The organism is Pseudoduganella sp. GW821-FHT05F09 (genome assembly GCF_059419605.1).
Genome location: NZ_JBWKSD010000004.1, coordinates 448,577 through 475,544, shown reverse-complemented (window position 1 = coordinate 475,544; position 26,968 = coordinate 448,577). Strand labels below are relative to the sequence as shown.

The window sequence follows — 26,968 nt, the reverse complement described above, 5'->3', positions numbered from 1 at the left end:
CTAAATCCATCAGTTGCATTACGCAACTTTATCTGCTAAGTTTCATTATGAAACTAAACTTACGCCTGCAAAGGCACGCTTTTTAAGGAGCAGTACCATGGATCGTCGTTTGATCGTGCTGGCAGCGGGCATGTTCGCCATCGGCACAGACAGTTTTGTCGTGGCCGGCATACTTCCCCAGGTGTCGCGGTCGCTGGGGGTGTCGATAGGCGTGGCCGGGCAGATGGTCACTTTGTATGCGCTGAGCTATGCGCTGCTGTCGCCGGTGGTGGCGGCCACGGCGGCGCACTGGCCGCGCAAGCGCCTGCTGCTGACGGGGCTGGCGGTGTTTGTGCTGGGCAATCTGATCACGGCGGTGGCGCCGACCATAGAATGGGTGCTGGCCAGCCGGCTGATCGCCGGCCTGGGCGCGGCCATGTTCAGCCCCACCGCCACGGCCACCGGCGCGTCGCTGGTGCCGCCCGAGAAGCGCGCCCAGGCGCTCGCCATCGTCATCGCCGGGCTGACCAGCGCCACGGCCTTCGGTTCGCCCATCGGCACCTTCATCAGCGGCCTGGGCGACTGGCGCGCCACCATGTGGTTCGTCACCGCCGTGGGCCTGATCGCCGGCGTGGCCGTCTACGCCATGCTGCCAGCCATCCCCGCCCTGCCCGCCGTCACGCTGCGCCAGCGCCTGGCGCCGCTGAAGGACAGCCGCGTGCTGCTCACCCTGCTCACCACGCTGACGGCCTATTCCGGCATGTTCGCCGTGTACACCTATATCGGCGTGACCTTCGACCGTGTAACCGGCGGCAGGACGGAAGTGCTGGCGGGCTTGCTGCTGCTGTGGGGCGCGGCCGCCACGGTGGGCAACCTGAGTGCGGGCAAGCTGACGGACCGTTTCGGCAGCCGCACCATCATTTACGGCGCGCTGGCGCTCGGCGCCGTCAATTTCGCGCTGCTGCCCTGGGCCGCTGCGCAGCTGTGGAGCGCGGCGCTATCCATCGTGGTGTGGGGCGTGTGCGGCTGGGGGCTGCTGGTGCCGCAGCAGCACCGCCTGATCAGCCTGGCGCCGGCGTCCGCGCCGCTGCTGCTGGGGCTGAACTCGGCGGCGCTGTATGTGGGCGTGTCGGCGGCGGGCGTGGTCGGCGCGGCCAGCATCGCCTTGCTGGACCGGCACCAGATCGGCCTGGTGGGCGCGGCCCTGCTGGCCGCCGCTTTCATCATTGCGCGGCTGGCGGACCGGCTGATCCGCAAGGAGCAAGCGGCGGCGCGGCCGCTGGCCGCAGCCGTCAATTAAAACGTAGGAAGAAGCTTGTGCTGCCGCCCGGTACGCTCTCCACGCGCACCTCGCCGCCATGCAACTGCATGATGGCGCGCACGATGGACAGGCCCAGCCCCGCCGAGTGGGCCTGGCTGGAGCGGGCCGCGTCCGCGCGGTAATAGCGCTCGAAGATGTGCGGCAGGTGCTCGGGGGCGATGCCGGTGCCGGTGTTGCTGACGGCCAGTTCCACCCCGCGCTGCACACGCCGCGCGGACAGCCGGACCTCGCCGCCCGCAGGCGTGTAGCGGATGGCGTTCGAGACCAGGTTGTTGACGGCGCGCTGCAGCAGCACGGGATCGACCTGCAACTCCAGCGCCGGCACGTCCACCGCCAGCCGCACGCCCACGTCTTCGGCGAGGATTTCAAAGTAGTCGTGGATGCGCAGCAGCTCGGCGCGCAGGTCCAGGGTTTCGCGCTGCAAGGCCAGCTGCGCGTTGTCCACGCGCGCCAGGAACAGCGTGTTCTCTATCATGCGCGCCAGCCGCTCGTATTCCTCGGAGTTGGACGCAAGCAGCGCCTGATACTCCTCCACGGTGCGCGGACGCGACAGCGCCACCTGGGTTTCCACCATCAGCGTGTTGAGCGGCGTGCGCAGGTCGTGCGCCAGGTCGGCGGCAAAGCCGGACAGGCGCTGCACGCCCTCCTCCAGCCGGTCCAGCATTGCGTTGAAGGCGGCGCCCATGTCGCGCAGTTCGGCCGGAGCGTCCTTCACCGACAGGCGCGTATTGAGGCGGCTGGCGTTGATGTCGTTGGCCTTGCCGATCAGCGAGCGCACGCTGCGCATGCTGTGGCGCACGATGGCGTAGCCCAGCAACGCAGCCAGCGCCGCGCCGCCGGCCAGCGCCAGCAGCAGGTCCGCGCCGTAGCGCTTGAGGATGCGCAGCCGGTCGGAGCGCTCGCGCGCCAGCGTGATTTCCACCGGCTCGCCGCCAGCCAGGCCCTGCGCGCTGACCATGCGGCCGCTGCCCTGCTCCGGCACCCAGTCGTGGATATCGTCCAGCGTCAGCGCGTTCTGCGCGGGTACGCTGGCGATCTTCGGCAGCGGGCGCGAGGTGATGGACGTTTGCAGCAGCCGTTCGCCCGCCGGGCCGCGCACGCGCAACATGAAGTCGTTGTGGCCGGACAGGGTTTCCACCAGCGGGCGCTGATCCTGCGCGATGGCCTGCGGCGACGGCAGGCTGGCCACGATGCGGCGGATTTGCGTGGCCTTGTTCACCAGCTCCACGTCGTCGCGGTAATACATCTGGGTGGCCAGCGTCTGGTACAGATAGGCGCCTGCGGCCAGGAAAGTGGCGATGGCCACCGCCGCCAGCAGCAGCGCCACCCGCGCCGTCAGCGACAACGGCCCCAGGCGCCTGGCGGCGGCCGCGCTCATGGCCGGTGCTCCAGCAAATAGCCCATGCCGCGCACTGTCTGTATCAGCTTGGCCTCGTAAGGATCGTCTATCTTGGCGCGCAGGCGGCGCACGGCCACGTCCACCACGTTGGTGTCGGAGTCGAAGTTCATGTCCCACACCATGGAGGCGATCTGCGTGCGCGACAGCACCTCGCCCTGGCGCTTGGCCAGCAGATGCAGCAGCGCGAACTCCTTGGCCGTCAGTTCTATGCGCGCGGACTGGCGCGTGACGCGGCGGCGCAGCACGTCGATTTCCAGGTCGGCCACGCGTATCAGTTCCATCTCGCGCACCGGGCCCCGGCGCATCAGCGTCTTGACGCGGGCCAGCAGTTCGGCAAAGGCGAAGGGCTTGACGAGGTAGTCGTCCGCGCCCAGTTCCAGGCCTTTTACGCGGTCCGCCACGTCGTCGCGCGCGGTGAGGAACAGCACCGGGGTCTGCTTGCGCTCGCGCAGCCTGGCCAGCACGGCCCAGCCGTCCATTTGCGGCAGCATCACATCCAGCACGATCAGCTCATAGTCCAGTTCCAGCGCCAGCGCCAGGCCGTCCACGCCGTTGCGCGCCAGGTCCGCCACGTAGCCGGACTCCTGCAATCCCTTGACCAGGTAATCGCCGGCCTTCGGTTCGTCTTCCACCACCAGTATTTTCATCGTGCCCTCCAGATGGGCCATTGTCGGCTTTTCCGGCCGCCGTTTGGATTACAAATCTGTAATTTGCGCGTCATCTTCGCGTCAGTGGCGCCTAGTTAGCATGGGAACCGTGACAAGCCCACTCCCAACCAAAGGACTACAACATGTTTAACGCACTTCGCATGGCGGCACTGACCGCCGCACTGGCCGCCGCTTCCGCCGGCGCTTTCGCTTCCACCGGCGGCACCGCCATCTACGGCAAGGCCGTCGCGCCAGCCAACGCACAGCGCACGGTGACGCTGACCGCAGCAACCGCCGGCGTCAACGTCGACAACGGCGATACGGTGGAATTCAAGACCGCCAGCGGTGAACGCTTCACCTGGCATTTTGACACGCTGACAGGCGAAAGCGCCTTCCACCTGGCGAAAATCGCACCGGCGGGCAGCGTGGACCCCAAGGTTGTAGTTTATGTGGGAGCCAATCCACTCTACCGCTGATCAGCGCGGTTGGCGGGTTGGACGCTTACACCGCCAACCCGCCCTATACCTGTTTTTTCCGGACTCGAAAAAGCCCCGGCGCGCCACGATGTTTCGTGGACGCGCCGGGGCTTCCGGCGTCTGGTCCTCTTACTTTGCCGCTTCCAGTATCAGGTTGGCGATGTCGTCGGGATGGGAAATCATCGATACGTGGCTGGAGTCCAGCTCTATCGTCTTGGCGCCCATGCGCCTGGCGACGTAGCGCTCCAGCTCAGGCGAGGTGGTACGGTCTTGCAGCGAGATGGCGTAGTAGCTTGGCTTGTTTTTCCAGGCTGCCTGCGTGGTGCGGCTGGCGAACAGCGCCTGCGAAATGCGGCCCTGGCCGGCGTACAGCACGCGCGCCTGCGCCGGGTCCAGGTCTCCTGCGAAGTCGCGCACAAATGCCTGCTCGCTCAGCTGGGCGAAACCGTCCGGCGACTTCACCAGGCCCGCCGCCGCTGGCGCGGCAGGGAATTTGGCGGCCAGTGCGGCGTAGTCTTCGCCCACGTCCGGCGCGCGCGCCGCAACGTAGACCAGCGCCTTCACTTTCGGATCGTTGCCGGTTTCGCTGATCACAGTGCCGGCCCAGGAGTGCCCCACCAGGATGGTCGGCCCGTCCTGCAGCGCCAGCACGCGGCGCGTGGCGTCGGCGTCGTCCGCCAGCGAGGTCAATGGATTCTGTACCGAGGTGACATGCATGCCGGCCTTTTGCAGGCGCGCGATCACGTCGTTCCAGCCGGAGCCGTCCGCATAGGCGCCGTGAACCAGCACGACGTTGTGCACGGAGGGCGCGCTGGGCGCGGCTGTGGCGGCCGAGGCGGAAATGGCGAGGCCGCCGGCCAGCATGGCTGCGGCCGCAGCCGCGAAGATTGAGCGTTTCATGGTCCTGTCCTTTTACTGGTTGAAAGACCCAGTATAGAAACCGGCGCATGACCCAAACATGACCCGCAAATTACAAAAAGATTACAGCGGCCGCGCGATCTTTTCGAGGTAGGCATTGAGCGAGGCTTGCGACAACTCGCCGATGTGCAGGCTGGCCAGCTTGCCGTCCGCGCCGTAGAACAGCGTGGTGGGGAAAGCGGAAGCGCCTACCGCGTGCGCGATCTTCGCGTCCGCGTCGTGCACCGTATTGGCCACCGTGAAGCCGCGTTCGGCCAGGAAGCCATGCCCGGCCGCCGCTTCGGTGTCCTCGTTGACGAAGACGAAGGCCACGTCGCCGCGCTGCTGCTGCGCCTTGGCCAGCACCGGCATCTCGCGCCGGCACGGCGGGCACCAGCTGGCCCAGAAGTTCACCACCATAGGCTTGCCGCCCGCGTAGTGCCGGATGGCGGCCGGCGCGGCCGCGCCCTGCGGACTGCGCAAGGCGATGGCCGAACCGGACATGTCCCACGCGAACACCGCCGCGATCAGGCCCGCAGCCAGCGGCGCTTGCAGCTGCGGCTTGCGCCAGCAGCGCCACACAGCCACCGCAAGGCCGCCCGCGATGGCCGCAGGCCAGTTGCCGCCGCCGTCGCGAAAATCGAATACCGACCACCACGGCGCGCTGCGGAAATCGTCAAAGCGCATGACAACGAAGGCGATGCGCCCCGCCACCAGCGCAGCCAGCGCCATGTCCAGCAATATGCCGGTGACGTTCACTTTGTTCTTTCGCCCGGCCAGATAAGCCACGCCGGCGGCCACGCCGAACGCCATCGCCAGCGGCAAATGGCTGGCCTGCAGCACCAGCGGTCCCACATTCACTGAAAACACCCGCCCTCTCCCTATCCAACTACCGGCACGCCCGGCCCAGCGGCAAGATAGCACAGGCCCCCCCCTGAAAGAATCCCGCTTCGCTGTGCTGCCAAGTCCATCCCCAGGCTTCCGAATAAAAGATTTCCGGATGAAAATTGCATTTCTGGTAAAATTTTTTATTTGCCAAAAGTTGAGGCCGTCATGATCGTCGCAATAGACCTGGGTACGACTAACAGCTTGATTGCAGTGTGGGAGAACGGCGCGTCCCGGCTGATCCCCAATAGTCTGGGCGATGTATTAACGCCTTCTTGTGTCAGTCTGGACGAAGATGGCAGCATTCTGGTTGGCCGCGCCGCGCGCGAGCGGCTGCAAACCCATCCGGACCGCACCGCCGCCGTATTCAAGCGCTATATGGGAAGCGACAAAACCCTGCGCCTCGGCGGAAAGGATTTCCGCCCGGAAGAACTGTCTGCGCTGATTTTGCGCGCATTAAAGGAAGATGCGGAGGCCGCGCTCGGCATTGCAATCACCGAGGCCATCATCACTGTGCCCGCCTACTTCTCCGACGCCCAACGAAAGGCCACCCGCGCGGCAGGACAGCTGGCAGGCCTGAAAGTTGATCGCCTGTTGAACGAGCCCACTGCGGCCGCACTCGCCTATGGCATTCATCTGCGCGGCTCGGAAACTCGCTTCCTGGTGTTCGATCTGGGCGGAGGCACTTTCGACGTCTCCGTGCTGGACCTGTTCGAAGGCGTCATGGAAGTGCGCGCTTCGGCAGGCGACAATATGCTGGGCGGAGAAGACTTCATGCGTTGCCTCGTCGACCACTTCTTCGAGCATTGCAAACTCCCGTCCACACTGAAAAACGACCACCGCTTTATGCAGCGCCTGTACGCACAGGCCGAAGCGGCGAAGCGGGCACTCAGCGATTCCGCCAACGCGACTATCCGTATCGTTGAGAAGGACGTAGAGCACCTGCTTGAAATCGACGAGCACGCGCTGGAGCGCATCTGCGATGGCCTGCTGCGGCGCCTGCGCGACCCGGTCGAACGCGCCTTGCGCGACGCCAACCTGCGGACGGCGGAACTGGACAACGTTGTGCTGGCAGGCGGCGCCACGCGGATGCCTATGGTGCGCCGCCTGGTTGCGCGCATGTTCGGCCGCTTCCCGGCCTGCGACATCAATCCAGACGAGGTGGTGGCGCTGGGCGCCGCCGTCCAGGCAGGGCTGAAGATGCGCGACGCCGCACTGGACGAAGTAGTGATGACGGACGTTGCGCCCTACTCGCTCGGCATCGCAGTTTCCATGGAGCTGGGCGACGGCACCTTCTCGAATGGGCACTTCGATCCCATCATTGAACGCAATACGCCCGTACCGGTCAGCCGCGTCAAACGCTATTTCGCCGTCACCGAACGCCAGAAACAGCTCGACCTCAATGTATTCCAGGGGGAGGCACGCATGTGCCGCGACAATATTCATCTTGGCAACCTGCAAATTGCGCTGCCGCAACTGGCGCGGGAAGACAGCGGCATCGATGTCCGTTTCACATACGATATCAATGGCCTCCTTCAGGTTGACGCCACCATAGTCAAGACGGCGCAAAAACACAGCATCGTCATAGAAGGCAACCCCGGCATGCTGTCGGAGGCGGAAATCGCCGCGCGTTTCATCGAGCTGTCGGAACTCAAAATTCACCCGCGCGACCGCCTGGAACACCGCACGCTGCTCGCGCGCGCGGAGCGCCTGTACCAACAAATCCGCGGCCCGCAGCGCGAGTGGTTCGGCGCGCAGATCCTGGCCTTCGAACAGGCACTGGAGACGCAGGACAAGCGCCGCATTGAACCGCAGCGCAAGCAGTTCGAAGCCATGCTCAATGACGCCGAACACCACAGCTTTACAGCCCCCATCAACGACGGCATCCAATAAGCTCGGATCACCACCATGACGACGCTGCCCGCATACCTTCAACGCCTGTCCATTTCGGCCGATGCCGATGAACGCAGCATCCGCCGCGCGTATGCACGCGAGCTGAAGGCGATCGACCAGGAAGCAGACCCGGCTGGATTCCAGACGCTGCGCGAAGCCTATGACGAGGCCTTGTACTGGGTGCGCTACCGCGCCTCGGAATTCCATGGCGAGCTTGCGGAACAAACGGCGCAACCAGATCTGGAACCGCGGGCCGCAACAACGCCGCCAGCGGACGAAGACATGCCCGCGCAGCAGCAGTTCGCCGACGATCAGGAGGCAATGGCAGGAGCCGTGTTTGCCGAGTTTTTAGAGCGCAGCGGCCGCATCTCTGACGAAAGGCCGGCTATCGAGGATGCCGCATGGAAGCGCGAGCTGCGCCATAGCCTCGCGGACCCGCGCCTGATCAGCATCGTCGCGCGCGACAATTTCGAACACCACGTAGCCCATCTGCTGGCGGAAGGCTGGCGGCCCGGGCACGACGCCTTGCTGGTGGCCGCCACAGCGGTGTTCGACTGGGACAATGACCGGCGGCGCGTTGCCGGCCTCGGTCCCGCCGGTTGGACACTCGACCGCGCCCTTGAGCAGCGCGCCATGTTCGACTTGCAGGAGGAAGCCGCGCGTGAACGCCAGCAGTCCCTCATCACGCGCTTGCGCGAGGAGCGCGAGCCGACCACGCGCGAACTGGTTCTGCAATCGCCTACGCTGGAAACGCTGGTGGCGCGCTTTCCCGAGTGGCTGGCCTTGGTCGCGAGCGTCCCGCGCATTGTGAACTGGCGCGAACGGAATGCCCAGGTGCCCGCATGGCGCCGGGCTCTAACCTTCAAAGGCTGGAACAAGTCTGCCGAAGCGTCCTACGAAAAACAATCGGGCACCGGCATAAACTGGATTTGGCTGGCATTCATACTCACCATCTGGCTGGTGCGCTGCGCCAGCAATTTCAGCCATGACAGCGGCGACAGCCGCGCGGGCCAAGGCGGCGGAAAACCGCTCGTCGAAATCAATGCCAGCGCCAAAGCGCTGCTCGATCGCGGCAACCTGCGCTTAGACGACGGCGACACGGCAAGCGCCATTACCAACTACACACTGGCAATCGAGGCCACCCCTTCCTATGCTCAGGCCTACGCCAACCGCGCCTTGGCATACTACTATGAGAACCGCTATGAGGAGGCCACAAAGGACGTGCTGCGTGCCGAAGCGCTCGCCCCCAACAACTTGATCATCATCCGCACGCGAGGCTTGCTGGCATTGGCGGAAAGGGACTACAACGGCGCCATCGCCGACTTCACCCGTGCCATTCAGCTTGCCCCCAACTGGTATCACTACCAGCAGCGCGCCCTGGCGTATGAAGGCGACAGGCAAATTGACCAGGCGCTGTCCGATGTGTCGGAGTCCATCCGGCTCAAGCCCGAAGGCAATGTCTTTTCCTATCTGATCGCCGCGCGCCTGCACCAAGCGGCGGGCAAGCCCGAGAAGGCGGCCCACCAGGCCGAAGCGCTGATTGGAGCCGATCCCAAGAACGCCAGGTCGTATGTCAATGCGGCCGAGATTTACTTGACCCTGGGCCGGAAAAAGGACGCACTGGCGATACTGGAGCGAGGTACGGCAGAGGTCCGTTCCGTGGACCTTTTCCTGGAACGCGCAAAATTGCTGCCCGTAGCCGATATCATCGGCCGCCGGGCCGCCATCACGACCGCCCTGGCCATCGACGCCAGCGACGAAGGCGCCCTGCATTTGCTTGCCCTATCCGAGTTTGAGGCGAAAAATTACGGACTCGCGGCTGAGGCATACGGCGCCGCACTGGCAGCGCAGCCTGCCGGCCGCGCGAACCGCGTGCAGCTACAGTTCGAGCGTGGCATGGCCCTGCTGCAGTCCGGAAAAGCCAAGGAATCCGAGATTGATCTGGCCGCCGTGCGCGAAGCGAACAAGACGCATGTGCAGCTCAATAGCATCTGCTGGTTCCTGGCGACGCACAATCTCGCCCTTGATACAGCCTTGGCCAATTGTTCCGCCGCCTTGGAAAAAGCGCCAAGGAACGCGCCTGCGCTGGACAGCAAAGGGCTGGTGCTGTTGCGCCTCGGACGCTACGATGAGGCAGTCGCCGCGTACACCGCCGCTTTAAACCTGCAACCTGCCATGTCCAGCTCGCGCTACGGGCGCGGCATCGCCCAGCGCCAACTCGGCAAGCTTGACGACGCAAAGGCCGACATGCAGGCCGCAATGGCTGCGGACGGCGACATCGCGCGGCGCTATCTGAGTTACGGCATCAAGTAGCTCCATCCCGCAAGCAGTTAGCTATCTGATACCTGCCGGGTATCGAAAAGCTACCAAATCGGTCTTGGACGCCGCTGCAAGGTATATCTATTCTCCGAATGTCCCCATTTCAAAACTATTAACCGGGGCTTTCAGGAGACTAAACCATGCAACAAATCGACGTTCACAAGCTGTCGGACGGGGCGCGCTTCACGCGCTTCCACGCCGGCGTGCTGTTCTGGTGCGCCCTCATCATCATCTGCGACGGCTACGACCTTGCCGTCGCAGGCATCGCCCTGCCCTCCATCATGAAGGAGATGGGCGTGACCGCCCAAAATGCCGGCTTCATGGTCAGCTCGGCGCTGTTCGGCATGATGTTCGGCGCCATCTTCCTCGGCACCGTGGCCGACAAGATCGGCCGCCGCCTCGCCATCGCCATCTGCATCGGCCTGTTCAGCGTATTCACCGCAGCGGCGGGCTTCGCCACCGATCCTTATACCTTCAGCGCCATGCGCTTCCTGGCAGGCCTGGGCATAGGCGGCGTGATGCCGAATGTGGTGGCGCAGATGACCGAGTTCTCGCCCAAAAAAATCCGCTCCACCATGGTCACGCTCATGTTCAGCGGCTATGCGGTCGGCGGCATGCTGGCCGCGCTGCTGGGCAAGGGACTGATCGAGAGCTACGGCTGGTCGTCCGTCTTCCTGGCGGCGGGCGTGCCGGTGCTGCTGATTCCCTTCATTTTGAAGTTCATGCCGGAGTCCATGCCCTTCCTGATCAGGGAGAACCGCCTGGCGGAGTTGAAAACCATCCTGACGCGCATGGAGCCGTCCTACCACCCTGGCAGCGGCGACCGCTTTGCCATACCCGCCGTCGACAGCGCAGCGGGCGCGCCCATCCGCAAGCTGTTCCAGGATGGACGCGGCTTCAGCACCGTGATGTTCTGGGTGGCTTTCTTCATGTGCCTGTTCATGGTGTACGCGCTCAGTTCCTGGCTCACCAAGCTGATGGCCAGCGCCGGCTACAGCCTGGGCTCCGCGCTGACCTTTGTGCTGGTGCTGAACTTCGGCGCGGTGATAGGCGCGGTCGGCGGCGGCTGGCTGGCGGACCGCTTCAACATCAAGCACGTATTGGTCGGCATGTACGCGCTGGCAGGTGTCTCCATCACGCTGCTCGGCTATAAGGTGCCGACCGAAGTGCTGTTCCTGCTGGTGGGCCTGGCCGGCGCGTCCACCATCGGCACGCAGATCGTCACCTACGCCTATGCGGGCCAGTTCTACCCGATGGCGATCCGCGCCACCGGCATCGGCTGGGCTTCCGGCGTGGGCCGCAGCGGCGCCATCCTGGCGCCTATCGTTATCGGCACGCTGGTCGGCATGCAACTGCCGCTGGAGCAGAATTTCATGGCCATGGCCATCCCCGCCGCCATCGCCGTTGTCGCCGTGTCGCTGATCCGGCAGAAGCCTGCGGCGTCGGCCTCGCACGGCGCCACGGCGGCGCAAGCCGAAGCGGCGTAGTCCGCGCGTTTGCGCACGTCCATAAAACACAACAATCTGGAGACACCATGAAAAGAGCAGTACTGTGCGCCGCACTGGCCGCCATCATCCATCCGGCCATGGCGCAAAGCCAGGTCACCATCTACGGCATTCTTGACAGCGGCCTGGCCTACACGACCAACACCAACGCGGCGGGCGACTCGATGGTGAAAGTGCCGGGCCTGACCGGCAGCGTGCCTTCCCGGCTGGGCTTCCGTGGCGTGGAGGACCTGGGCGGCGGCCTGCAAGCCGTATTCACGCTGGAGACCGGCGTGAGCCTGGACACCGGCACCGTGGGCCAAGGCAACCGCCTGTTCGGCCGCCAGGCCAATGTGGGCCTGAAAGGCGCCTGGGGCACGCTGACGCTGGGCCGCCAGGTCAACATGACCTTCCTGGCGCAAGCGAAGGCGGACGTGCTGGGACCGAATCTGTTCAGCATGTCCAGCATCGACCTGTACATCCCCAACGCGCGCAGCGACAACGCGGTCGGCTACCTGGGCGTCTTCAACGGCTTCGCCGTGGGCGCAACCTATAGCCTGGGACGGGACGCGTCCTCGGCGGGCGGGCCGGGCGGCACCAATTGCGCCGGCGAGGTGGCGGGCAATTCAAAAGCCTGCCGCCAGATCACAGGGCTGCTGGGCTATGACGGCAAGGACTGGGGCCTGAACGCCACCTACGACATCATGTACGGCAATACCGGTGCGGCGGCCGGGCTCACCACCAGCGACAGCAGCGACAAGCGCGTCACCGCAAACGGCTACGCCATGCTGGGCGCGACCAAGATAGGCGCGGGCGTGATGGCGCGCAAGAAGGTGGCGGCCACGCGCGCCAATGACCTTGAGTCGGATCTGTACTACATCGGCGCCAGCTATCCGCTGTCGCCGCTGACGCAGCTCGACGCCCAGGTGGCGCGCCACGACGTGAAGGACAGCGGCAACGACTCCACGCTGTCGGTGCTGCGCCTGACTTATTTCCTGTCCAGGCGCACCGCCATGTACACCTCGCTGGGCCACATGAAGAACGCCGGCGCCGCCGCCATCGCGCTCGACGCCGGCGGCACGGTGGGTACGGGCCTGAACCAGTCGGGCATCTCGGCCGGAGTGCGCCATGCGTTCTGAACTGCGAAAAAGCGCCGCCGCTGCGGCCTTGCTGACGGCGGCCGGCCTGGCGCATGGACAGAACGCATCGCGCGAGGAGGCTATGGCGCTGGCGAAAAAAGCCGTGGCCCATGTGAACGCCAAGGGCGTGGAGCAGGCTTGCGCCGACTTTGCGAATCCTCAGTCCGGCTTCATAAAGGGCGAGATGTATGTCTTCGTCCAGGATATGACGGCCAAGATGATCTGCCATGCCGCCAACAAGCGCATGAACGGCAAGGACCTGTCGGAACTGAAGGACGCGGACGGCAAGTACTTCTCCAGGGCGATGGCCGAACTGGCGAAGTCCAAGGGCTCCGGCTGGGTGGACTACCAGTGGGTCAATCCGGGCAGCAAAGCGCTGGAACCCAAGACCTCCTATGTCGAGAAGGTGAACGACACGGTGTGGCTTGGGGTTGGCATCTATCGCAAGTAGCGCAGGCTACAGCTCTTCCTTCACGTGCGGGATGCCGCGCGACTCGTAGACGTCGTAAATAATCTGCAGCATGTTGCGGATTTCCTCGGTCCTGTCCATCAGCCGTATGCTGAACAGGATGGGGGACACCGCGTGCTTGTCGTCGATCTCGACGTATTGCACGTCGGTGCGCTTCATGCCTTGCAGGCTGTCCGGCACGATGGAGATGCCCTGCCCCGCCGCCACCATGCCAATGGCGATCTGCAGCTCGCGCACTTCCATGACGTGCTCGGGATGCAGCGCGCGGTCGCTGAAGATGGCCAGCACCTGGTCGGCAAAGCTGGGACGCGGATTGCGCGGGTAGACGATCAGATTCTCGGCCACCACCTCGCGCAGCTTGAGCGGCCGCCCCAGTTCGGCCAGCCGGTGCCCCACCGGCAGCGCCACGATCAGCCTCTCCTCGCGCAGCAGGATGCGGCGTATCGAAGGGTCTTCCGATTTCACGCGGCCAAAGCCCACGTCGATGCGGCCTTCCTTCAGCGCGCGCATCTGTTCCATCGTCGTCAATTCGTGGAAGGTGATTTCCACGCCCTCGTATTGCGTGCGGAAGCGGCGCACAATCTCCGGCAGCAGGCCATACAGCGTGGACGCCACAAAACCGATCGACAGCGTGCGCTCGATTTTGCCCACGCGCTGCGTCATCGTCTTCAAATCGGCCATCTTGTCGAGCAAGACCTGGGCGTGCGCCTGAAAAAAAACACCGGCCTCGGTGAGGCGCAGCGGCCGCGAGCCTTTCTCGAACAGGGCCACACCCAGCTCCTCCTCCAGCTGCTGGATCTGCCGGCTGAGCGGCGGCTGCGCTATGAACAGGCGGTGCGCCGCCCGTGTGAAGTTTTTCTCCTCTGCAACAGCGAGGAAATAGCGCAAGTGCCGAATCTCCATCTTCATACCTTATAAGTATTGACGCGATACCAAATCAGTGTTGGACGATGCTTTTTCAAGGGTTTATCGTGGTGTTATCCCTTCGAATTATACCGACTATACGGATAAGATATGATCAAAAGCATAGAAACCATCCTCGCAGACGTCCCCACCATCCGTCCGCACAAGCTGTCCGTGACCACCATGAGCACGCAGACTTTGGTGCTGGTGCGCGTGCGCTGCGGCGACGGCGTGGAAGGCTGGGGCGAGGCCACCACCATCGGCGGCCTGAATTACGGCGAGGAGAGCCCGGAGAGCATCAAGACCAATATCGACACCCATATCGCGCCGCTGCTGATCGGCATGGAGGCAAGCCAGGTGGCCAAGGCCATGGCCAAGCTGCGCAAGGCGATCCAGGGCAACCGCTTCGCCAAGTGCGCCATCGAAACCGCGCTGCTCGACGCGCAAGCGCGCCGCCTCGGCATCCCCCTGAGCGAGCTGCTGGGCGGCCGCGTGCGCGACGAGCTGCCGGTGGCCTGGACCCTGGCCAGCGGCGACACCGCCAAGGACATCGCCGAAGCCGAAAAAATGCTGGAACTGCGCCGCCACCGCATCTTCAAGCTGAAGATAGGCGCGCGCGCCGTGGCCGACGATGTGAACCACGTGCTGGCCATCAAACGCGCCCTGGGCGACGCGGTCAGCGTGCGCGTGGACGTGAACCAGGCCTGGAACGAGCTGCAGGCGATCGAGGCCATCACCGCGCTGGAAGCGGGCGGCGTGGACCTGATCGAACAGCCGGTGCCGGCCCACCACAAGGCCGCCATGGCCCGCCTGGCGCAGCGCTTCTCGGTGCCGCTGATGGCCGACGAAGCCCTGCAAGGCCCGCTCAGCGCCTACGACTACGCCACCAGCGCGGCGGCGGACGTGTTCGCGGTAAAGATCACCCAATCCGGCGGCCTGGTGCAAGCAGGCCAGGTGGCCACCGTGGCGCAGCTGGCGGGCGTGGCCCTGTACGGCGGCACCATGCTGGAAGGCGGCGTGGGCACGGCCGCATCGGCCCACCTGTTCTCCACCTTCGCCGACCTGTCCTTCGGCACCGAACTGTTCGGCCCCTTGCTGCTCACTGAAGAAGTGCTGCAGGAACCGCTGGTCTACAAGGACTTCATGCTGCAAGTGCCCACCGGCCACGGCCTGGGCGTTGCAGTCGACACCGACAAACTCGGCCGCCTGCGCCGCCACTAAGGAGAAATTCAAATGCTGTTCCACGTTCGCATGGATGTGAATATCCCATCCACCCTGCCTGAAGCCGAAGCGGCCGCCATCAAGGCGCGCGAAAAAGCCTACTCGCAGGAGCTGCAGGCAAGCGGCCAGTGGCGCCACCTGTGGCGCATCGCCGGCCAGTATTCGAACATCAGTATTTTCGACACCGCCAGCATCGACGAGCTGCACACCCTGCTCTCCACGCTGCCGCTGTTCCCCTTCATGAAGATCGAGGTGATGCCGCTGTGCCGCCATCCATCTTCAATCCGCAGCAACGACCTGTAACCACACCCACTAGACGGAGACTGACATGACGCATAACGACATCGACAAGCTGGTAAAGAGCTGGATCATCGACACCGCAACCCGCCCGGCCAACCCGCGCGTGCAGGCCGTGGTGGCGCGCCTGGTGGCGGACCTGTGCAAGGCGATTGAAGATCTGGACATCCAGCCGAGCGAATTCTGGAAAGGCCTGGAGTTCCTGACCAACGCAGGCAAGGCCAATGAACTGGGTCTGCTGGCGCCTGGCCTGGGCCTGGAGCGCTTCCTCGACATCCGCGCCGACGAAGCCGAAGCCAAGGCCGGCCTGCAAGGCGGCACGCCGCGCACCATCGAAGGCCCGCTGTACGTGGCGGGCGCACCGGAAAGCGCAGGCTTTGCGCGCCTGGACGACGGCAGCGAAAGCGCCCAGGCCGAAGTGCTGTTCATGCAGGGCACCGTGTACGACGAAGCGGGCCAGCCGCTGCCTGGCGCCAAGGTGGAAGTCTGGCACGCCAACCTGATGGGCAACTACTCCTTCTTCGATTCCACGCAATCGCACTTCAACCTTCGCCGCACCATCATCACCGACGCCCAGGGCCGCTACCAGTTCCGCAGCATCATGCCGAAGGGCTACGGCTGCCCTCCGGGCGGCAGCACCCAGACCCTGCTGGATCAGCTGGGCCGCCACGGCCAGCGTCCCGCCCACATCCACTTCTTCGTCACTGCGAACGGCCACCGCAAGCTGACCACGCAGATCAATATCGACGGCGACGAGTACCTGTGGGACGACTTCGCCTTCGCCAGCCGCGAAGGCCTGGTGCCGGAGGTGAGCAAGGTGACCGATGCGGGCGCCATCGCGCAAAAAGACCTGCGCCAGCCCTACTCCAGCATCGACTTCGACTTCCGCCTGTACGGCGAGCATCCCGCCGCGCCGGAAGCTGAAGTGGAACGCGTCCGCGCCGCCGCCTGAACGGAGAACGCCATGATCCCTATCATTCCCGTCAAGTCCGAGGCCAGGCGCCTGGACGACTACCTGGTGGAAGACCACGCGAAAGGCGACTTCCGCCTGCACCGCAGCGCCTTCACCGACGAAGCCCTGTTCGAACTGGAGATGAAGCACATCTTCGAAGGCAACTGGATCTACCTGGCGCACGAAAGCCAGGTGGCCAATGTGAACGACTACTACACCACCCACATCGGCCGCCAGCCCGTGTTCATCGCGCGCAACCGCCAGGGTGAGCTGAACGCCTTCATCAACGCCTGCAGCCATCGCGGCGCGCAGCTGTGCCGCCACAAGCGCGGCAACAAGGCCACTTACACCTGCCCCTTCCACGGCTGGACCTTCAACAACAGCGGCAAGCTGCTGAAAGTGAAAGACCCGGAAGAAGCAGGCTACCCCGAGTGCTTCAACAAGGAAGGCTCGCACGACCTGAAAAAGCTGGCGCGCTTCGAGAACTACAAGGGCTTCCTGTTCGGCAGCCTGAATGAAAACGTGGCGCCGCTGTCCGAGTTCCTGGGCGAAGCGGCCAAGATCATCGACATGATCGTGAACCAGTCGCCGGACGGACTGGAAGTGCTGCGCGGCTCGTCCACCTACACCTTCGAAGGCAACTGGAAGCTGCAGGCCGAGAACGGCGCGGACGGCTACCACGTCTCCGCCGTGCACTGGAACTATGCGGCCACCACCAGCCGCCGCAAGGAAGCGGAAGCGGATGCAGCCAGCGGCCGCGAAGACAAGATCAAGGCCATGGACGCCGGCAAATGGGGCAAGCAGGGCGGCGGCTTCTACGCCTTCAAGCAAGGCCACATCCTGCTGTGGACCAAATGGGCCAACCCGCAGGACCGCCCCAACTATCCGCGCCACGCGGAGTACGCGGACAAGTTCGGCGCCGCCACCGCCAACTGGATGGTGGAGCGCTCGCGCAACCTGTGCCTCTACCCCAACGTCTACCTGATGGACCAGTTCGGGTCGCAGATCCGCCTGCTGCGCCCCATCTCGGTGGACAAGACCGAAGTAACCATCTACTGCATCGCCCCGAAAGGCGAACCGGCCGAGGCGCGCGCGCGCCGCATCCGCCAGTACGAGGACTTCTTCAACGTCAGCGGCATGGCCACGCCGGACGACCTGGAAGAATTCCGCGCCTGCCAGCAAGGCTACGCGGGCAAGGCCATGGAATGGAACGATATGTGCCGGGGATCCACGCACTGGATCGAAGGCGCGGACGACGCGGCCAAGGAGATCGGCCTGCAGCCGGTGATGAGCGGCGTGAAGACCGAGGACGAAGGCCTGTACACGGTGCAGCACCGCTACTGGCTGGACGTGATGAAGCAGGCGCTGCGCGCCGAAGAGGAGCAGAAATGAGCAGCATTAACGACATCGCAGCTTTCCTTTACCGCGAAAGCCGCCTGCTGGACGACGAGCAGTGGGACGAGTGGCTGGAGTGCTACCACCCGGACGCCCAGTTCTGGATGCCCGCCTGGGACGACGACGACACGCTGGTCTCGGATCCCGAGCGCGAAATCTCGCTGATCTACTACCCCACCCGCCAGGGCCTGGAAGACCGCGTGTTCCGCATCAAGACCGAGCGTTCCAGCGCCACCATGCCGGACACGCGCACCAGCCACAACATCGCCAACGTGGAGCTGGAGAAGCAGGAAGGCGCGGTCTGCACGGTGCGCTTCAACTGGCACACGCTGAGCCACCGCTACAAGACGGACTACAGCTACTTCGGCATGTCGCGCTACGTGATCGACTTTTCCGGCCCGGCGCCGAAGATCCTGAACAAGTACGTCGTGCTGAAAAACGACTACATCAACCAGGTCATCGATATTTATCATATTTAGTCTGGAGCACGGACATGAGCCATACCATCGCACTGCAGTTCGAAGACGGAGTGACCCGCTTCATCAGCTGCAACCCCAATGAAAAACTGGCCGACGCGGCCTACCGCCAGAAGGTCAACATTCCGCTGGACTGCCGCGACGGCGCCTGCGGCACCTGCCGCGGCCTGTGCGAATCAGGCAGCTACGACATGCCCGAGTCCAGCTATATCGAAGACGCGCTCACGCCGGAAGACGCGGCCGGAGGCTATGTGCTGAACTGCCAGATGCGTCCCACGTCGGACTGCGTCATCAAGATTCCCGCCACCTCCGCGTCCTGCAAGACGGCGGCGGCCAGCCACCCCGGCAGCATCGCCTCGGTGGAAGTGCTGTCCGAGTCCACGCTGCGCTTCTCGGTGGAGCTGGCGCAGCCGGACACGCTCGACTTCCTGCCCGGCCAGTATGTGAACGTGGAGGTGCCCGGCACCGCGCTCACGCGCTCCTACTCCTTCAGCTCCGTGCCCGGCTCGCCGCACGCCTCCTTCGTGGTGCGCAACGTACCGGGCGGCCGCATGAGCAGCTATCTGTCAGACGCGGCGCAGCCCGGCCAGCAGATCGCCTTCTCCGGCCCCTTCGGCAGCTTCTACCTGCGCCCGGTGCAGCGCCCGGTGCTGATGCTGGCCGGCGGCACCGGCATCGCGCCCTTCCTGTCCATGCTGGAAGTGCTGGCGGCGCACGGCTTCCCGCAGCCGGTGCGGCTGGTGTTCGCCGTCACCCGCGATTGCGACCTGGTGGCGCTGGAGCAGCTGGACCGCATCGCGGCGGCGCACCCGCAGTTCAGCTACCTCACCTGCGTGGCCGACCAGGCCAGCGCGCATCCGCGCAAGGGCTACGCCACGCACCACGTTGAGCCGTCCTGGCTGAACGGCGGCGATGCCGACGTCTACCTGTGCGGCCCCGTACCCATGGTGGACGCGGTGCGCACCTGGCTGGGCGACGTGGGCGTGGCCCCGGCCAACTTCTATTTCGAAAAATTCTCGGCCAGCAGCGGAGCCTGATATGCGATTCAAGGATAAAGTCGTCATCGTTACCGGTGCCGCACAAGGTATAGGGCGCGGCGTGGCGCTGGAAGCCGCGCGCGAAGGCGCATCGCTGGTGCTGGCGGACCGTTCGCCGCTGGTGCTGGAAGTGCTGGCCGAGGTGCAGTCCGGGCGCGACTTCCCGGCCGCGCTGGCCATCGCCTGCGAAGTGGACCTGGAGACGCATGCCGGCGCGCGCGACATGGTGGGCGCGGCGATGGCCGCCTTCGGCCGCGTCGATGTGCTGATCAATAATGTGGGCGGCACCATCTGGGCCAAGCCCTACCAGGAATACGAGGCCGAGCAGATCGAAGCGGAAATCCGCCGCTCGCTGTTCCCCACCATGTGGTGCTGCCACGCGGTGCTGCCGGCCATGATAGAGCAGCAGCGCGGCGTGATCGTCAACGTTTCATCCATCGCCACGCGCGGCATCTACCGCATTCCCTACTCCGCAGCCAAGGGCGGCGTGAACGCCATGACGGCCAGCCTGGCGCTGGAGCATGCGCAGGACGGCATCCGCGTGAACGCCGTGGCCACCGGCGGCACCGAGGCGCCGCCGCGCAAGGTGCCGCGCAATCCCAAGCCGCTCAGCGAGCAGGAACAGGTCTGGTACCAGGGCATCGTCGACCAGACCATCGCCAGCAGCTTGATGCACCGCTACGGCACCATCAGCGAACAGGTGCGCGCCATCCTGTTCCTCGCCTCCGACGAAGCCAGCTACATCACCGGCACCGTGCTGCCGGTCGGTGGCGGCGACCAGGGCTGACCGTGCGCGACTGGTCGCTCTCGGCCGTGCTGGCGGGCTTCCTGGCGGTCGTGATCTCGTATTCCGGCCCGCTGGTGATCTTCTTCCAGGCCGCCAGCGCGGCGCACGCCACGCAGGCCATGATGTCGTCCTGGATCTGGGCCATCTCGCTGGGCGCCGGCCTGTCCGGCCTGTGGCTCAGCTGGCGGCTGAAGACGCCCATCATCACCGCCTGGTCCGCGCCCGGCACCGCGCTGCTGGTGACGCTGTTCCCCGCCATGAGCATCAACGAGGCGGTGGGCGCCTATATCACGGCAGCCGCAGCGATACTGGCCATCGGCCTGTCCGGCTCCTTCGACAAGCTGCTGCGCCATATTCCAAAAGGCGTGGCGGCGGGCATGATGGCGGGCATATTGTTCCAGTTCGGCGTGAACACCTTCAAATCCATCGCCACGCTGCCGGTGCTGGCGGTAGGCATGGTGGTGAGCTACATCGTCTGCAAAAAATTCGTGCCGCGCTACGCGGTGGTGGTGGTGATGCTGACCGGCGCGGTGATCGCCTGGTCCACCGGCGCGGCGGACCTGAGCGGCGTGCGCATCGCCGCCGCCGCGCCGCAATGGATAGCGCCCGAATGGAGCTGGCGCTCCACCTTCAGCTTCGCCTTGCCGCTGGTGCTGGTCAGCCTGAGCGGCCAGTTCCTGCCCGGCATGGCCATCCTCAAGCTGTCCGGCTACCACACCAGCGCAAAACCCATCATGGGCGCCACCAGCATCGCCTCGCTGGCGGTGGCCTGCTTCGGCGGCATCACCATCGTCATCGCCTCCATCACGGCGGCACTGTGCACCGGCAAGGATGCGCACGAGGACCCGGCGCGCCGCTACGTGGCGGGCATGGCCAACGGCGTGTTCTACATCATCGGCGGCACCTTGGCGGCCACCATCGTGGCGCTGTTCGCCAGCCTGCCGAAAGAACTGGTGGCGGTGCTGGCGGGCCTGGCCCTGCTGGGCGCCATCACCTCCAACCTGATGGGCGCGGTCGAAGACGAGCAGCACCGCGAAGCCTCGGTCATCACCTTCCTCGCCACCGCATCCGGCATGAGCTTCCTCGGCCTGGGCTCGGCCTTCTGGGGCATCCTGATAGGGCTGTTCGCCTATTTCGTCCTGCAACGCAAACCAGCCGCAACGAATTAACGAGTACTACCATGCCTATCGCAATCATCAACGACACCTGCATCCACTACCGGACGGACGGCGACCGCAGCCTGCCCGCGCTGGTGTTTTCCAACTCGCTCGGCACGGACCTGAGCATGTGGCAGGAACAGGCCTACGCGCTGGCCGGCCGCTACTTCCTGGTGCGCTACGACACGCGCGGCCACGGCCTGTCCGCCAGTCCGCCCGGCCCCTACTCCATCGATCAGCTGGGTGCGGACGTGGCAGCCCTGCTGGACCACCTGGACATTGAGCAGGCCCACTTCTGCGGCATCTCCATGGGCGGCGTCACCGGCCAGTGGCTGGGCGTGCACGCGTCCAAGCGCATCAACCGGCTGGTGCTCGCCAACACGGCGGCGAAGATCGGCACGGCGGACGGCTGGCACACCCGCGCCGCCGCCGTGCGCGCGCAAGGCCTGGGCGCGATTGCCGACAGCGCTGCCTCGCGCTGGTTCACGCCGGAGTTCGTGCAGCGCCAGCCCGCCGTGGCAGACGCCATGGCCAACCGCCTGCGCGGCCAGAACTACGAAGGCTACGCCGCCTGCTGCGACGCACTGGCCGGCGCCGACCTGCGCGAGGCCATCCACGCCATCACCGCGCCTACGCTCATCATTGTTGGCGCGGCGGACCCGGTTACCACCGTGGCGGACGCGGAAGCCATGCGCGGCGCCATCCCCGGCGCCAGCGCAGTGGCGCTGCCGGCCTCGCACATCTCCAACGTCGAGGCGCCGGACCGGTTTACGCAGACGCTGCTGGCGTTCCTGGCCTGACACCGGCGGGCGACACAGCAACTGTTCAGACGTAAAAAAAGCACCCGGCCTTGCGGCGCGGATGCTTTGATCGCTAGCGGACTGAAAATCAGCCTGCTGCGTTTTCTTTGTTGTAGTTGGCCACGCCGTTCAGGATTTCCTGTTTGGCTTCTTCCGGACCGTACCAGCCTTGCACTTTCACCCACTTGCCTGGCTCCAGGTCTTTGTAGTGCTCGAAGAAGTGCTGGATCTGCTGCAGGCGCAGGTCTTGCAGGTCTTCCGGTTTTTGCCAATGTTTGTAGATCGGCAGCACTTTGTCGACCGGCACGGCCAGCACTTTCGCGTCTTCACCGGCTTCGTCGCTCATTTTCAGCACGCCGATGGCGCGGCAGCGCACCACTACGCCCGGGATCAGCGGGAACGGGGTGATAACCAGCACGTCGCATGGGTCGCCGTCGTCGGACAGGGTGTTCGGCACGTAGCCGTAGTTGCATGGGTAGTGCATGGCGGTGCCCATGAAACGGTCGACGAAGATCGCGCCCGATTCCTTGTCCACTTCATACTTGATCGGATCGGCGTTCATCGGGATTTCGATGATGACGTTGAAGTCGTTAGGCACGTCGCGGCCGGACGATACTTTATTCAGGCTCATATTTTCCTCGTTTGCTATGCTGGGAGATTGCTTTTGGATAGTCTAACCGCGTAATTATAGCGAAGTGGACAGCACTTGTGCGCCGCAGCAGGAAACGGCGCAGAAAAAAGCCCGTCGCAAGGACGGGCTTTTCAGGGAATGGCAGGCATTTACAGGATGGTGGCCAGCGCGCATTGGCGGTAGTGGCTGGCCGCTTCCTCGGGCTGCTGCAGCGCTTCGTGCATCTGCGCCAGCTTCAGGTGCGACTCGCGCACCATGCGCGGGTCTTCCGCATCCGACAGGGCCTGCTCCAGGTAGCGCTGGGCCTTGCCCCACAGCTTCTGCTTCAGGCACAAGGAACCCAGGGTGAGCGCCAGCTCGGCGTCGGTCGGGCGTTCCTGTATCCAGCGCTCGCAATGCTCGATCTGGGCCAGCAGGGCCGGCGTGCCGGCCGGAGCGGCGGCGTCGCGGTAGGCGCGCACCACGCGGTCGTCCCAGTTGGCGGCCAGCGCTTCCTCGGCCACCACGCGCGCCGCGTCGTGCAGGCCGCGCGCGTTCATGGCGGCGGCGGCGCGGCAGGCGATGTACGGTTTCAGGCGGTCCGAATTCGGTATGGTGGACCAGACGCGCTGCACCGATTCGGCGTCGTGCGACTTGTCCGACAGCAGATCGTCGTAGGCCAGCTCGCGCAGGCGCGCCGACAGCGCCGGGTGCAGCGCCTTGTGCTTGTCCAGCGAGCGCACCAGGCGCAGCACTTCGGGCCAGTTCTTGGCCTGCTGCTGCGCCTTGAGCGACCATTGCAACGCGTGGATGTGGCGCGTGCCGCTGGCGTTCAGTTCGCGCACCGCTTCCAGCGCCGCCTCCGGCTGGTGGTCGTCCACCAGCAGTTCGGTCATGGTCATCAGGCGCGCGGTTTTCAGCGCGTTGTCGCCGGCGGTCTGGGCCAGCCAGTTGTCGCGGCGGTGGTTCTGGCGCATGCGGTGCGCGGCGCGCGCGCCGATCAGCGCGGCCACGCCGGCGTTTTCAGGCAGCTCGGCGGCGCGCAGCGCGGCCTTTTCCGCATGGCCGAAGCGGCCTTCGAACAGGGCCTTGAGCGCGTCGCGCAGGCCCTTGTTGCCGTCGCGCTCACGCTTGCGCAGGCGGTAGGCGGCCACGCGGCCCGGCATCTGCATGGTGCTGCGCAAAGCGCCTATCACCAGGTACAGCAGCGCGAACAGGGCCAGCATCAGCACCACGAACAGGTTCAGCGACAGGTCGATGCGGTGCGGCGGATAGAACAGCACCACATTGCCCGGATTGAAGCGTGCCGTCACGGCAACGCCGATGGCCAGCGCCATCAGTGCGAGTAACCAGAGGAAGAAACGCATGGCTTAAGGTTTCGCTTTGTAGTTGCGCACGGCGTTCAGGCTGTCGGCCAGCGTCGGCATTTCGATGGCCAGGTTGCTGCCCTGGACCTGGCGCAGCAGCGCCTGCACCGCCAGCGTGCTCTTGGCGCGCGTGTCGAAGTATTTGGCCAGCGCTTCCTGGGCGGCGATCAGGTCGCCGCGGAAGGCGGTCTCGTTGCGCGACAGCAGCGCCATGCGGGCGTTCAGCAGGCGCAGTTTCAGGTTCTCGCGCAGGAAGTAGGCCTGCGACGGCGACAGCATCAATGCATCCGGCGTGTCCACGCTGCGCACGCGTATCAGCTGGCGCACATCGGACCACATGTCGGTGCTCCAGCTGCTCCATGCGTCCTGCACCTGGTGCAGCCACGGGCTGGTTTCCTCGGCCGGGACGCTGGCGTCCTTGCCGGACTTGGCGCCCTTGCCGGCAACGGCGGGCTTGGCGGCCACGCGCACTTTCTTTTCCGGCGCGGCGGGCAGCGTCGGCTTTTCGTCGGCCAGCATGGGCAGCGTGTCCACTTGCGCCATCACGTTGTCCAGGCGCAGCGCGAGGCCGACCGAGTCCACACTGGGCAGCGCTTTCAGCTTCTCGGTGTCCTTGGCGATGGCGCGGCGGATGGTGATGAATTGCGGCTTGTCCGAACGCGACAGGCTGCGGTCGGCATTTTGCAGCGCGATCAGCGCACCCTGCACATTGCCGGCCAACTGCAGTTGCTGGCTGGCGGTCGACAGCACTTGCTCGATTTCGGCCAGCGCCCATTCGTCGCGGTTCTTGGACAGGTCCTGGTACAGCTGCTCCAGCGCCAGTTGCTGGCTCTGGGCTTCGGTCTGGCGGTTTTCCAGCAGCGCCACTTTAATCTGCAGCTCCTTGGCGCTTTCCTGCACCGTGCGCGCCAGGGCGCCGGTTTCGGTGTTGACCACGTCGCCCTTTTGCAGGCGGCGCGCCATTTCTTCGCGCAGGTTGCGCATCTGGTTGTGCGAAGACCAGGTCTGTGCGGCCAGCAGAATGCCGAGCACGATGACGGCGATGGTCAGCGGGCGTTGCAGGGTGTCGGCGACGCCGGATGCCGTGGCAGCAGGTGCAGCAGGTGCGGCAGGTGCAGCGGCGGCGGCCGGCGGGGACTTGTCCGCCGCGCCGTCGGGCAGCGCAACAGGGTCGGGTTGGGTAGGCAAATCGTTCATGGACGTGATTGTAACGCGGCCAGCAGGCGTTCGTCGCCTGAACCTGTCTGCGTGATGCTATGGAAGCCCAGGCCGTTTGCCGTTTGGGCAATGCGGGCGTGGGGGACAATTAAATGCTGTTGTTGCAACTTTACAACGGCGCTCTCGCCGCCGGGCAGCTGCGCGGCCAGCTGCAGCAAGCCGCGCAGCGCCTCGGAACTGGTGATGACCCAGTCGGCCGGGCGCGCCAGCAGGCGCTCCAGCGTGGCGCCCAGCGCCGGCGTCATGGCGGGCGTGCTGCGGCGGTAGGCCGCCACCACGGTGACGTCGGCGCCGGCGGCGCGGAAGGCGTCGCCCATCAGCTCGCGGCCGCTCTCGCCGCGCACGATCAGCACGCGGGCGCCGCGCAGCGCGTTCAGGTCCAGCGCCTGCAGCAGGTGCTCGGTGTCCGCATGGGCCGGGTTGGCGGGGCTGGCGATATGGGCGTTGGCGTCGGTCACGCCGTGCGCGGCCAGCGCGGCGCGGCTGCCCTCGCCCACCACGGCCGCCGTCACGCCCTTGGGCCAGGCGGCGATGTGGGCAAAGGCGGCGTCGATGGCGTTGGGCGACACGAAGGCCACCAGCGCGTAGCCGGCCAGGCCGGCCAGCGTGGACTGCAGCAGCGTGCTGTCGGCCAGCGGCGCGATCTCCAGCAGCGGCAGCACCTCCACCGGACGGCCGAGCGCGGCCACGCGCGCAGCGAGCGGCTGCGCTTGCGCTAAGGGACGGGTAATGACGACGGTGGCGGGCATCCGGTGCTGGCTAGTCCGCGCGTCAGACGCCGGAACGGCCGCCGGTGGGCTCGCCGGGCTGCGTGTTGGCGACGTCATCGGGGCTGCCGGGCTGCGGCGCGGCTTGCGGCGCAGCTTGCGGCGCAGCTTGCGGATTAGCTGCGGCCGCGTCGGCAGCGGCGGCGTCGGCCAGGCACGAGGCCAGGATGGCGACCGCGTCCTGCTGGCGCAGCAGCTCGGCCACGTCCTGTCCCAGCTGCTCGGCGCTGGCGGCAGCGCCGCGCACTTGGGCGCTGGCCATGCGCGCGCCGTCCGGCGTGGCGACCATGGCGCGCAAATGCATGCTGCCGTTTTCCACCGTGGCGTAGGCGGCCAGCGGCACCTGGCAGCTGCCGCCGAAGACCTTGGACACCTTGCGCTCGGCCGTCACGGCCTGCGCGGTGGCCAGGTGGTTCAGCGGCGCGAGCAAACGCATCAGGTCCAGGCCGTCGCTGCGTTCGGCGATCTCGATCGCCATCGCGCCCTGCCCTGCGGCCGGCAGGCTGCTTTCCGGCTCCAGCAGCGCGCGGATGCGCTGCGGCAGGCCCAGGCGCTTGAGTCCGGCGGCCGCCAGGATGATGGCCGCGTAATCGCCACGGTCCAGCTTGCCCAGGCGGGTGTCCAGGTTGCCGCGCAGCGGCTTGATCACCAGTTGCGGATAGCGCGCCGCGATCAGCGACTGGCGGCGCAGGCTGCTCGTGCCCACCACCGCGCCGGGCGGCAGTTCGTCCAGCGAGGCGTAGTCGTTGGAGACGAAGGCGTCGCGCGGGTCTTCGCGCTCGAGCACGGCGGCCAGCGCAAAGCCCTGCGGCAGCTCCATCGGCACGTCCTTCAGCGAATGCACGGCCAGGTCGGCGCGGCCCTCGGCCATGGCCACTTCCAGCTCCTTGACGAACAGGCCCTTGCCGCCCACCTTGGACAGGGTGCGGTCCAGGATCTGGTCGCCGCGCGTGGTCATGCCCAGAATTTCTACGCTACACTGTGGATACAAGGCCGACAGCCGCGCACGCACGTGCTCCGCCTGCCACATGGCAAGGCGGCTCTCGCGCGAAGCGATCACCAGTCGGGAAGGA

At 65.6% G+C, this 26,968-nt stretch carries 26 protein-coding genes; 16 read left to right on the top strand and 10 right to left on the bottom strand.

Translation table 11 applies throughout. The annotated features are described in order from the left end of the window. Positions 1 to 97 precede the first annotated feature (97 nt). A complete protein-coding gene (locus AC07S4_RS15745; protein ID WP_494987543.1) occupies positions 98 to 1,279 on the top strand; it encodes an MFS transporter in 1,182 nt (393 codons plus the stop codon). On the opposite strand, the gene AC07S4_RS15740 is transcribed toward AC07S4_RS15745, so the two are convergent. Together AC07S4_RS15740 and AC07S4_RS15735 are read right to left on the bottom strand one after the other, a co-directional pair. After that, positions 1,272 to 2,678: a heavy metal sensor histidine kinase gene (locus AC07S4_RS15740; RefSeq protein ID WP_494987542.1), complete on the bottom strand. Its 1,407-nt coding sequence runs from the start codon at positions 2,676 to 2,678 to the stop codon at positions 1,272 to 1,274. The two genes, AC07S4_RS15745 and AC07S4_RS15740, sit on opposite strands and share 8 nt — an antisense overlap. After that, the gene (locus tag AC07S4_RS15735; protein ID WP_494987541.1) at positions 2,675 to 3,346 is read right to left on the bottom strand and encodes a heavy metal response regulator transcription factor; all 672 of its coding nucleotides are present in this window, start codon (positions 3,344 to 3,346) and stop codon (positions 2,675 to 2,677) included. Before AC07S4_RS15735 ends, AC07S4_RS15740 begins: the two co-directional genes overlap by 4 nt. Positions 3,347 to 3,489: 143 nt before the next feature. On the opposite strand from AC07S4_RS15735, the gene AC07S4_RS15730 reads away from it, so the two are divergent. Further along, a complete protein-coding gene (locus AC07S4_RS15730) occupies positions 3,490 to 3,822 on the top strand; it encodes a CzcE family metal-binding protein (protein ID WP_494987540.1) in 333 nt (110 codons plus the stop codon). Positions 3,823 to 3,951: 129 nt separating this feature from the next. Here the strand turns inward: AC07S4_RS15730 and AC07S4_RS15725 are convergent, their stop codons facing one another. Together AC07S4_RS15725 and AC07S4_RS15720 are read right to left on the bottom strand one after the other, a co-directional pair. Continuing rightward, positions 3,952 to 4,722 carry an alpha/beta fold hydrolase gene (locus AC07S4_RS15725; RefSeq protein ID WP_494987539.1) on the bottom strand — a complete coding sequence of 257 codons (771 nt, stop codon included), beginning with the start codon at positions 4,720 to 4,722 and terminating at the stop codon, positions 3,952 to 3,954. An 81-nt stretch (positions 4,723 to 4,803) separates the two neighbouring features. Continuing rightward, positions 4,804 to 5,589 carry a TlpA family protein disulfide reductase gene (locus AC07S4_RS15720; RefSeq protein WP_494987538.1) on the bottom strand — a complete coding sequence of 262 codons (786 nt, stop codon included), beginning with the start codon at positions 5,587 to 5,589 and terminating at the stop codon, positions 4,804 to 4,806. A gap of 183 nt (positions 5,590 to 5,772) precedes the next feature. On the opposite strand from AC07S4_RS15720, the gene AC07S4_RS15715 reads away from it, so the two are divergent. From AC07S4_RS15715 to AC07S4_RS15695, 5 genes are all read left to right on the top strand, one after another. Continuing rightward, the gene (locus tag AC07S4_RS15715) at positions 5,773 to 7,497 is read left to right on the top strand and encodes an Hsp70 family protein (protein ID WP_494987537.1); all 1,725 of its coding nucleotides are present in this window, start codon (positions 5,773 to 5,775) and stop codon (positions 7,495 to 7,497) included. 15 nt (positions 7,498 to 7,512) lie between these two features. Beyond that, positions 7,513 to 9,810, top strand: coding sequence for a tetratricopeptide repeat protein (locus AC07S4_RS15710; protein ID WP_494987536.1), 2,298 nt, complete (start codon positions 7,513 to 7,515; stop codon positions 9,808 to 9,810). A gap of 146 nt (positions 9,811 to 9,956) precedes the next feature. Further along, the gene (locus tag AC07S4_RS15705) at positions 9,957 to 11,303 is read left to right on the top strand and encodes an MFS transporter (RefSeq protein WP_494987535.1); all 1,347 of its coding nucleotides are present in this window, start codon (positions 9,957 to 9,959) and stop codon (positions 11,301 to 11,303) included. 47 nt (positions 11,304 to 11,350) lie between these two features. Beyond that, complete coding sequence (locus tag AC07S4_RS15700; RefSeq protein WP_494987534.1) at positions 11,351 to 12,439, top strand: porin; 1,089 nt, start codon at positions 11,351 to 11,353, stop codon at positions 12,437 to 12,439. Then, positions 12,429 to 12,890 carry a cache domain-containing protein gene (locus AC07S4_RS15695; RefSeq protein WP_494987533.1) on the top strand — a complete coding sequence of 154 codons (462 nt, stop codon included), beginning with the start codon at positions 12,429 to 12,431 and terminating at the stop codon, positions 12,888 to 12,890. Before AC07S4_RS15700 ends, AC07S4_RS15695 begins: the two co-directional genes overlap by 11 nt. Positions 12,891 to 12,896: 6 nt before the next feature. On the opposite strand, the gene AC07S4_RS15690 is transcribed toward AC07S4_RS15695, so the two are convergent. Then, positions 12,897 to 13,811, bottom strand: coding sequence for a LysR family transcriptional regulator (locus AC07S4_RS15690; RefSeq protein WP_494987532.1), 915 nt, complete (start codon positions 13,809 to 13,811; stop codon positions 12,897 to 12,899). A 111-nt stretch (positions 13,812 to 13,922) separates the two neighbouring features. Here AC07S4_RS15690 and AC07S4_RS15685 point away from each other — a divergent pair, with 111 nt between their 5' ends. The 9 genes from AC07S4_RS15685 to pcaD are packed head-to-tail and all read left to right on the top strand — an operon-like array spanning position 13,923 to position 21,933. Beyond that, positions 13,923 to 15,032 carry a muconate/chloromuconate family cycloisomerase gene (locus tag AC07S4_RS15685; RefSeq protein WP_494987531.1) on the top strand — a complete coding sequence of 370 codons (1,110 nt, stop codon included), beginning with the start codon at positions 13,923 to 13,925 and terminating at the stop codon, positions 15,030 to 15,032. A gap of 12 nt (positions 15,033 to 15,044) precedes the next feature. Then, positions 15,045 to 15,335: a muconolactone Delta-isomerase gene (gene catC / locus AC07S4_RS15680; RefSeq protein ID WP_494987530.1), complete on the top strand. Its 291-nt coding sequence runs from the start codon at positions 15,045 to 15,047 to the stop codon at positions 15,333 to 15,335. A gap of 25 nt (positions 15,336 to 15,360) precedes the next feature. After that, positions 15,361 to 16,281 (top strand): catechol 1,2-dioxygenase, encoded by a 921-nt coding sequence (catA, locus tag AC07S4_RS15675; RefSeq protein ID WP_494987529.1) that lies wholly within the window; start codon positions 15,361 to 15,363, stop codon positions 16,279 to 16,281. Positions 16,282 to 16,293: 12 nt separating this feature from the next. Then, entirely contained in the window at positions 16,294 to 17,673 is a 1,380-nt protein-coding gene (benA, locus tag AC07S4_RS15670) for a benzoate 1,2-dioxygenase large subunit (RefSeq protein ID WP_494987528.1), read from the top strand. Next, the gene (gene benB / locus AC07S4_RS15665; protein ID WP_494987527.1) at positions 17,670 to 18,155 is read left to right on the top strand and encodes a benzoate 1,2-dioxygenase small subunit; all 486 of its coding nucleotides are present in this window, start codon (positions 17,670 to 17,672) and stop codon (positions 18,153 to 18,155) included. Before benA ends, benB begins: the two co-directional genes overlap by 4 nt. Before the next feature lie 14 nt (positions 18,156 to 18,169). After that, the gene (gene benC / locus AC07S4_RS15660; RefSeq protein WP_494987526.1) at positions 18,170 to 19,189 is read left to right on the top strand and encodes a benzoate 1,2-dioxygenase electron transfer component BenC; all 1,020 of its coding nucleotides are present in this window, start codon (positions 18,170 to 18,172) and stop codon (positions 19,187 to 19,189) included. A 1-nt stretch (position 19,190) separates the two neighbouring features. Next, positions 19,191 to 19,976: a 1,6-dihydroxycyclohexa-2,4-diene-1-carboxylate dehydrogenase gene (locus AC07S4_RS15655; protein WP_494987525.1), complete on the top strand. Its 786-nt coding sequence runs from the start codon at positions 19,191 to 19,193 to the stop codon at positions 19,974 to 19,976. Between the two features lie 2 nt (positions 19,977 to 19,978). After that, positions 19,979 to 21,145 carry a benzoate/H(+) symporter BenE family transporter gene (locus AC07S4_RS15650; RefSeq protein ID WP_494987524.1) on the top strand — a complete coding sequence of 389 codons (1,167 nt, stop codon included), beginning with the start codon at positions 19,979 to 19,981 and terminating at the stop codon, positions 21,143 to 21,145. A gap of 11 nt (positions 21,146 to 21,156) precedes the next feature. Further along, complete coding sequence (pcaD, locus tag AC07S4_RS15645) at positions 21,157 to 21,933, top strand: 3-oxoadipate enol-lactonase (RefSeq protein ID WP_494987523.1); 777 nt, start codon at positions 21,157 to 21,159, stop codon at positions 21,931 to 21,933. A gap of 88 nt (positions 21,934 to 22,021) precedes the next feature. Here the strand turns inward: pcaD and ppa are convergent, their stop codons facing one another. The 5 genes from ppa to hemC all read right to left on the bottom strand — a co-directional run bounded on the left by ppa (position 22,022) and on the right by hemC (position 26,958). After that, positions 22,022 to 22,564 (bottom strand): inorganic diphosphatase, encoded by a 543-nt coding sequence (gene ppa, locus AC07S4_RS15640; RefSeq protein WP_161074928.1) that lies wholly within the window; start codon positions 22,562 to 22,564, stop codon positions 22,022 to 22,024. A gap of 149 nt (positions 22,565 to 22,713) precedes the next feature. Beyond that, positions 22,714 to 23,910: a heme biosynthesis protein HemY gene (locus AC07S4_RS15635; RefSeq protein WP_494987522.1), complete on the bottom strand. Its 1,197-nt coding sequence runs from the start codon at positions 23,908 to 23,910 to the stop codon at positions 22,714 to 22,716. A 3-nt stretch (positions 23,911 to 23,913) separates the two neighbouring features. Next, on the bottom strand, positions 23,914 to 25,107 hold the full coding sequence (locus AC07S4_RS15630; RefSeq protein WP_494987521.1) for a uroporphyrinogen-III C-methyltransferase: 1,194 nt from the start codon (positions 25,105 to 25,107) through the stop codon (positions 23,914 to 23,916). Then, complete coding sequence (locus AC07S4_RS15625; RefSeq protein ID WP_494987520.1) at positions 25,104 to 25,877, bottom strand: uroporphyrinogen-III synthase; 774 nt, start codon at positions 25,875 to 25,877, stop codon at positions 25,104 to 25,106. The genes AC07S4_RS15630 and AC07S4_RS15625 overlap by 4 nt, the downstream gene beginning before the upstream one ends. A gap of 22 nt (positions 25,878 to 25,899) precedes the next feature. Beyond that, complete coding sequence (hemC, locus tag AC07S4_RS15620) at positions 25,900 to 26,958, bottom strand: hydroxymethylbilane synthase (protein ID WP_494987751.1); 1,059 nt, start codon at positions 26,956 to 26,958, stop codon at positions 25,900 to 25,902. Positions 26,959 to 26,968 lie beyond the last annotated feature (10 nt).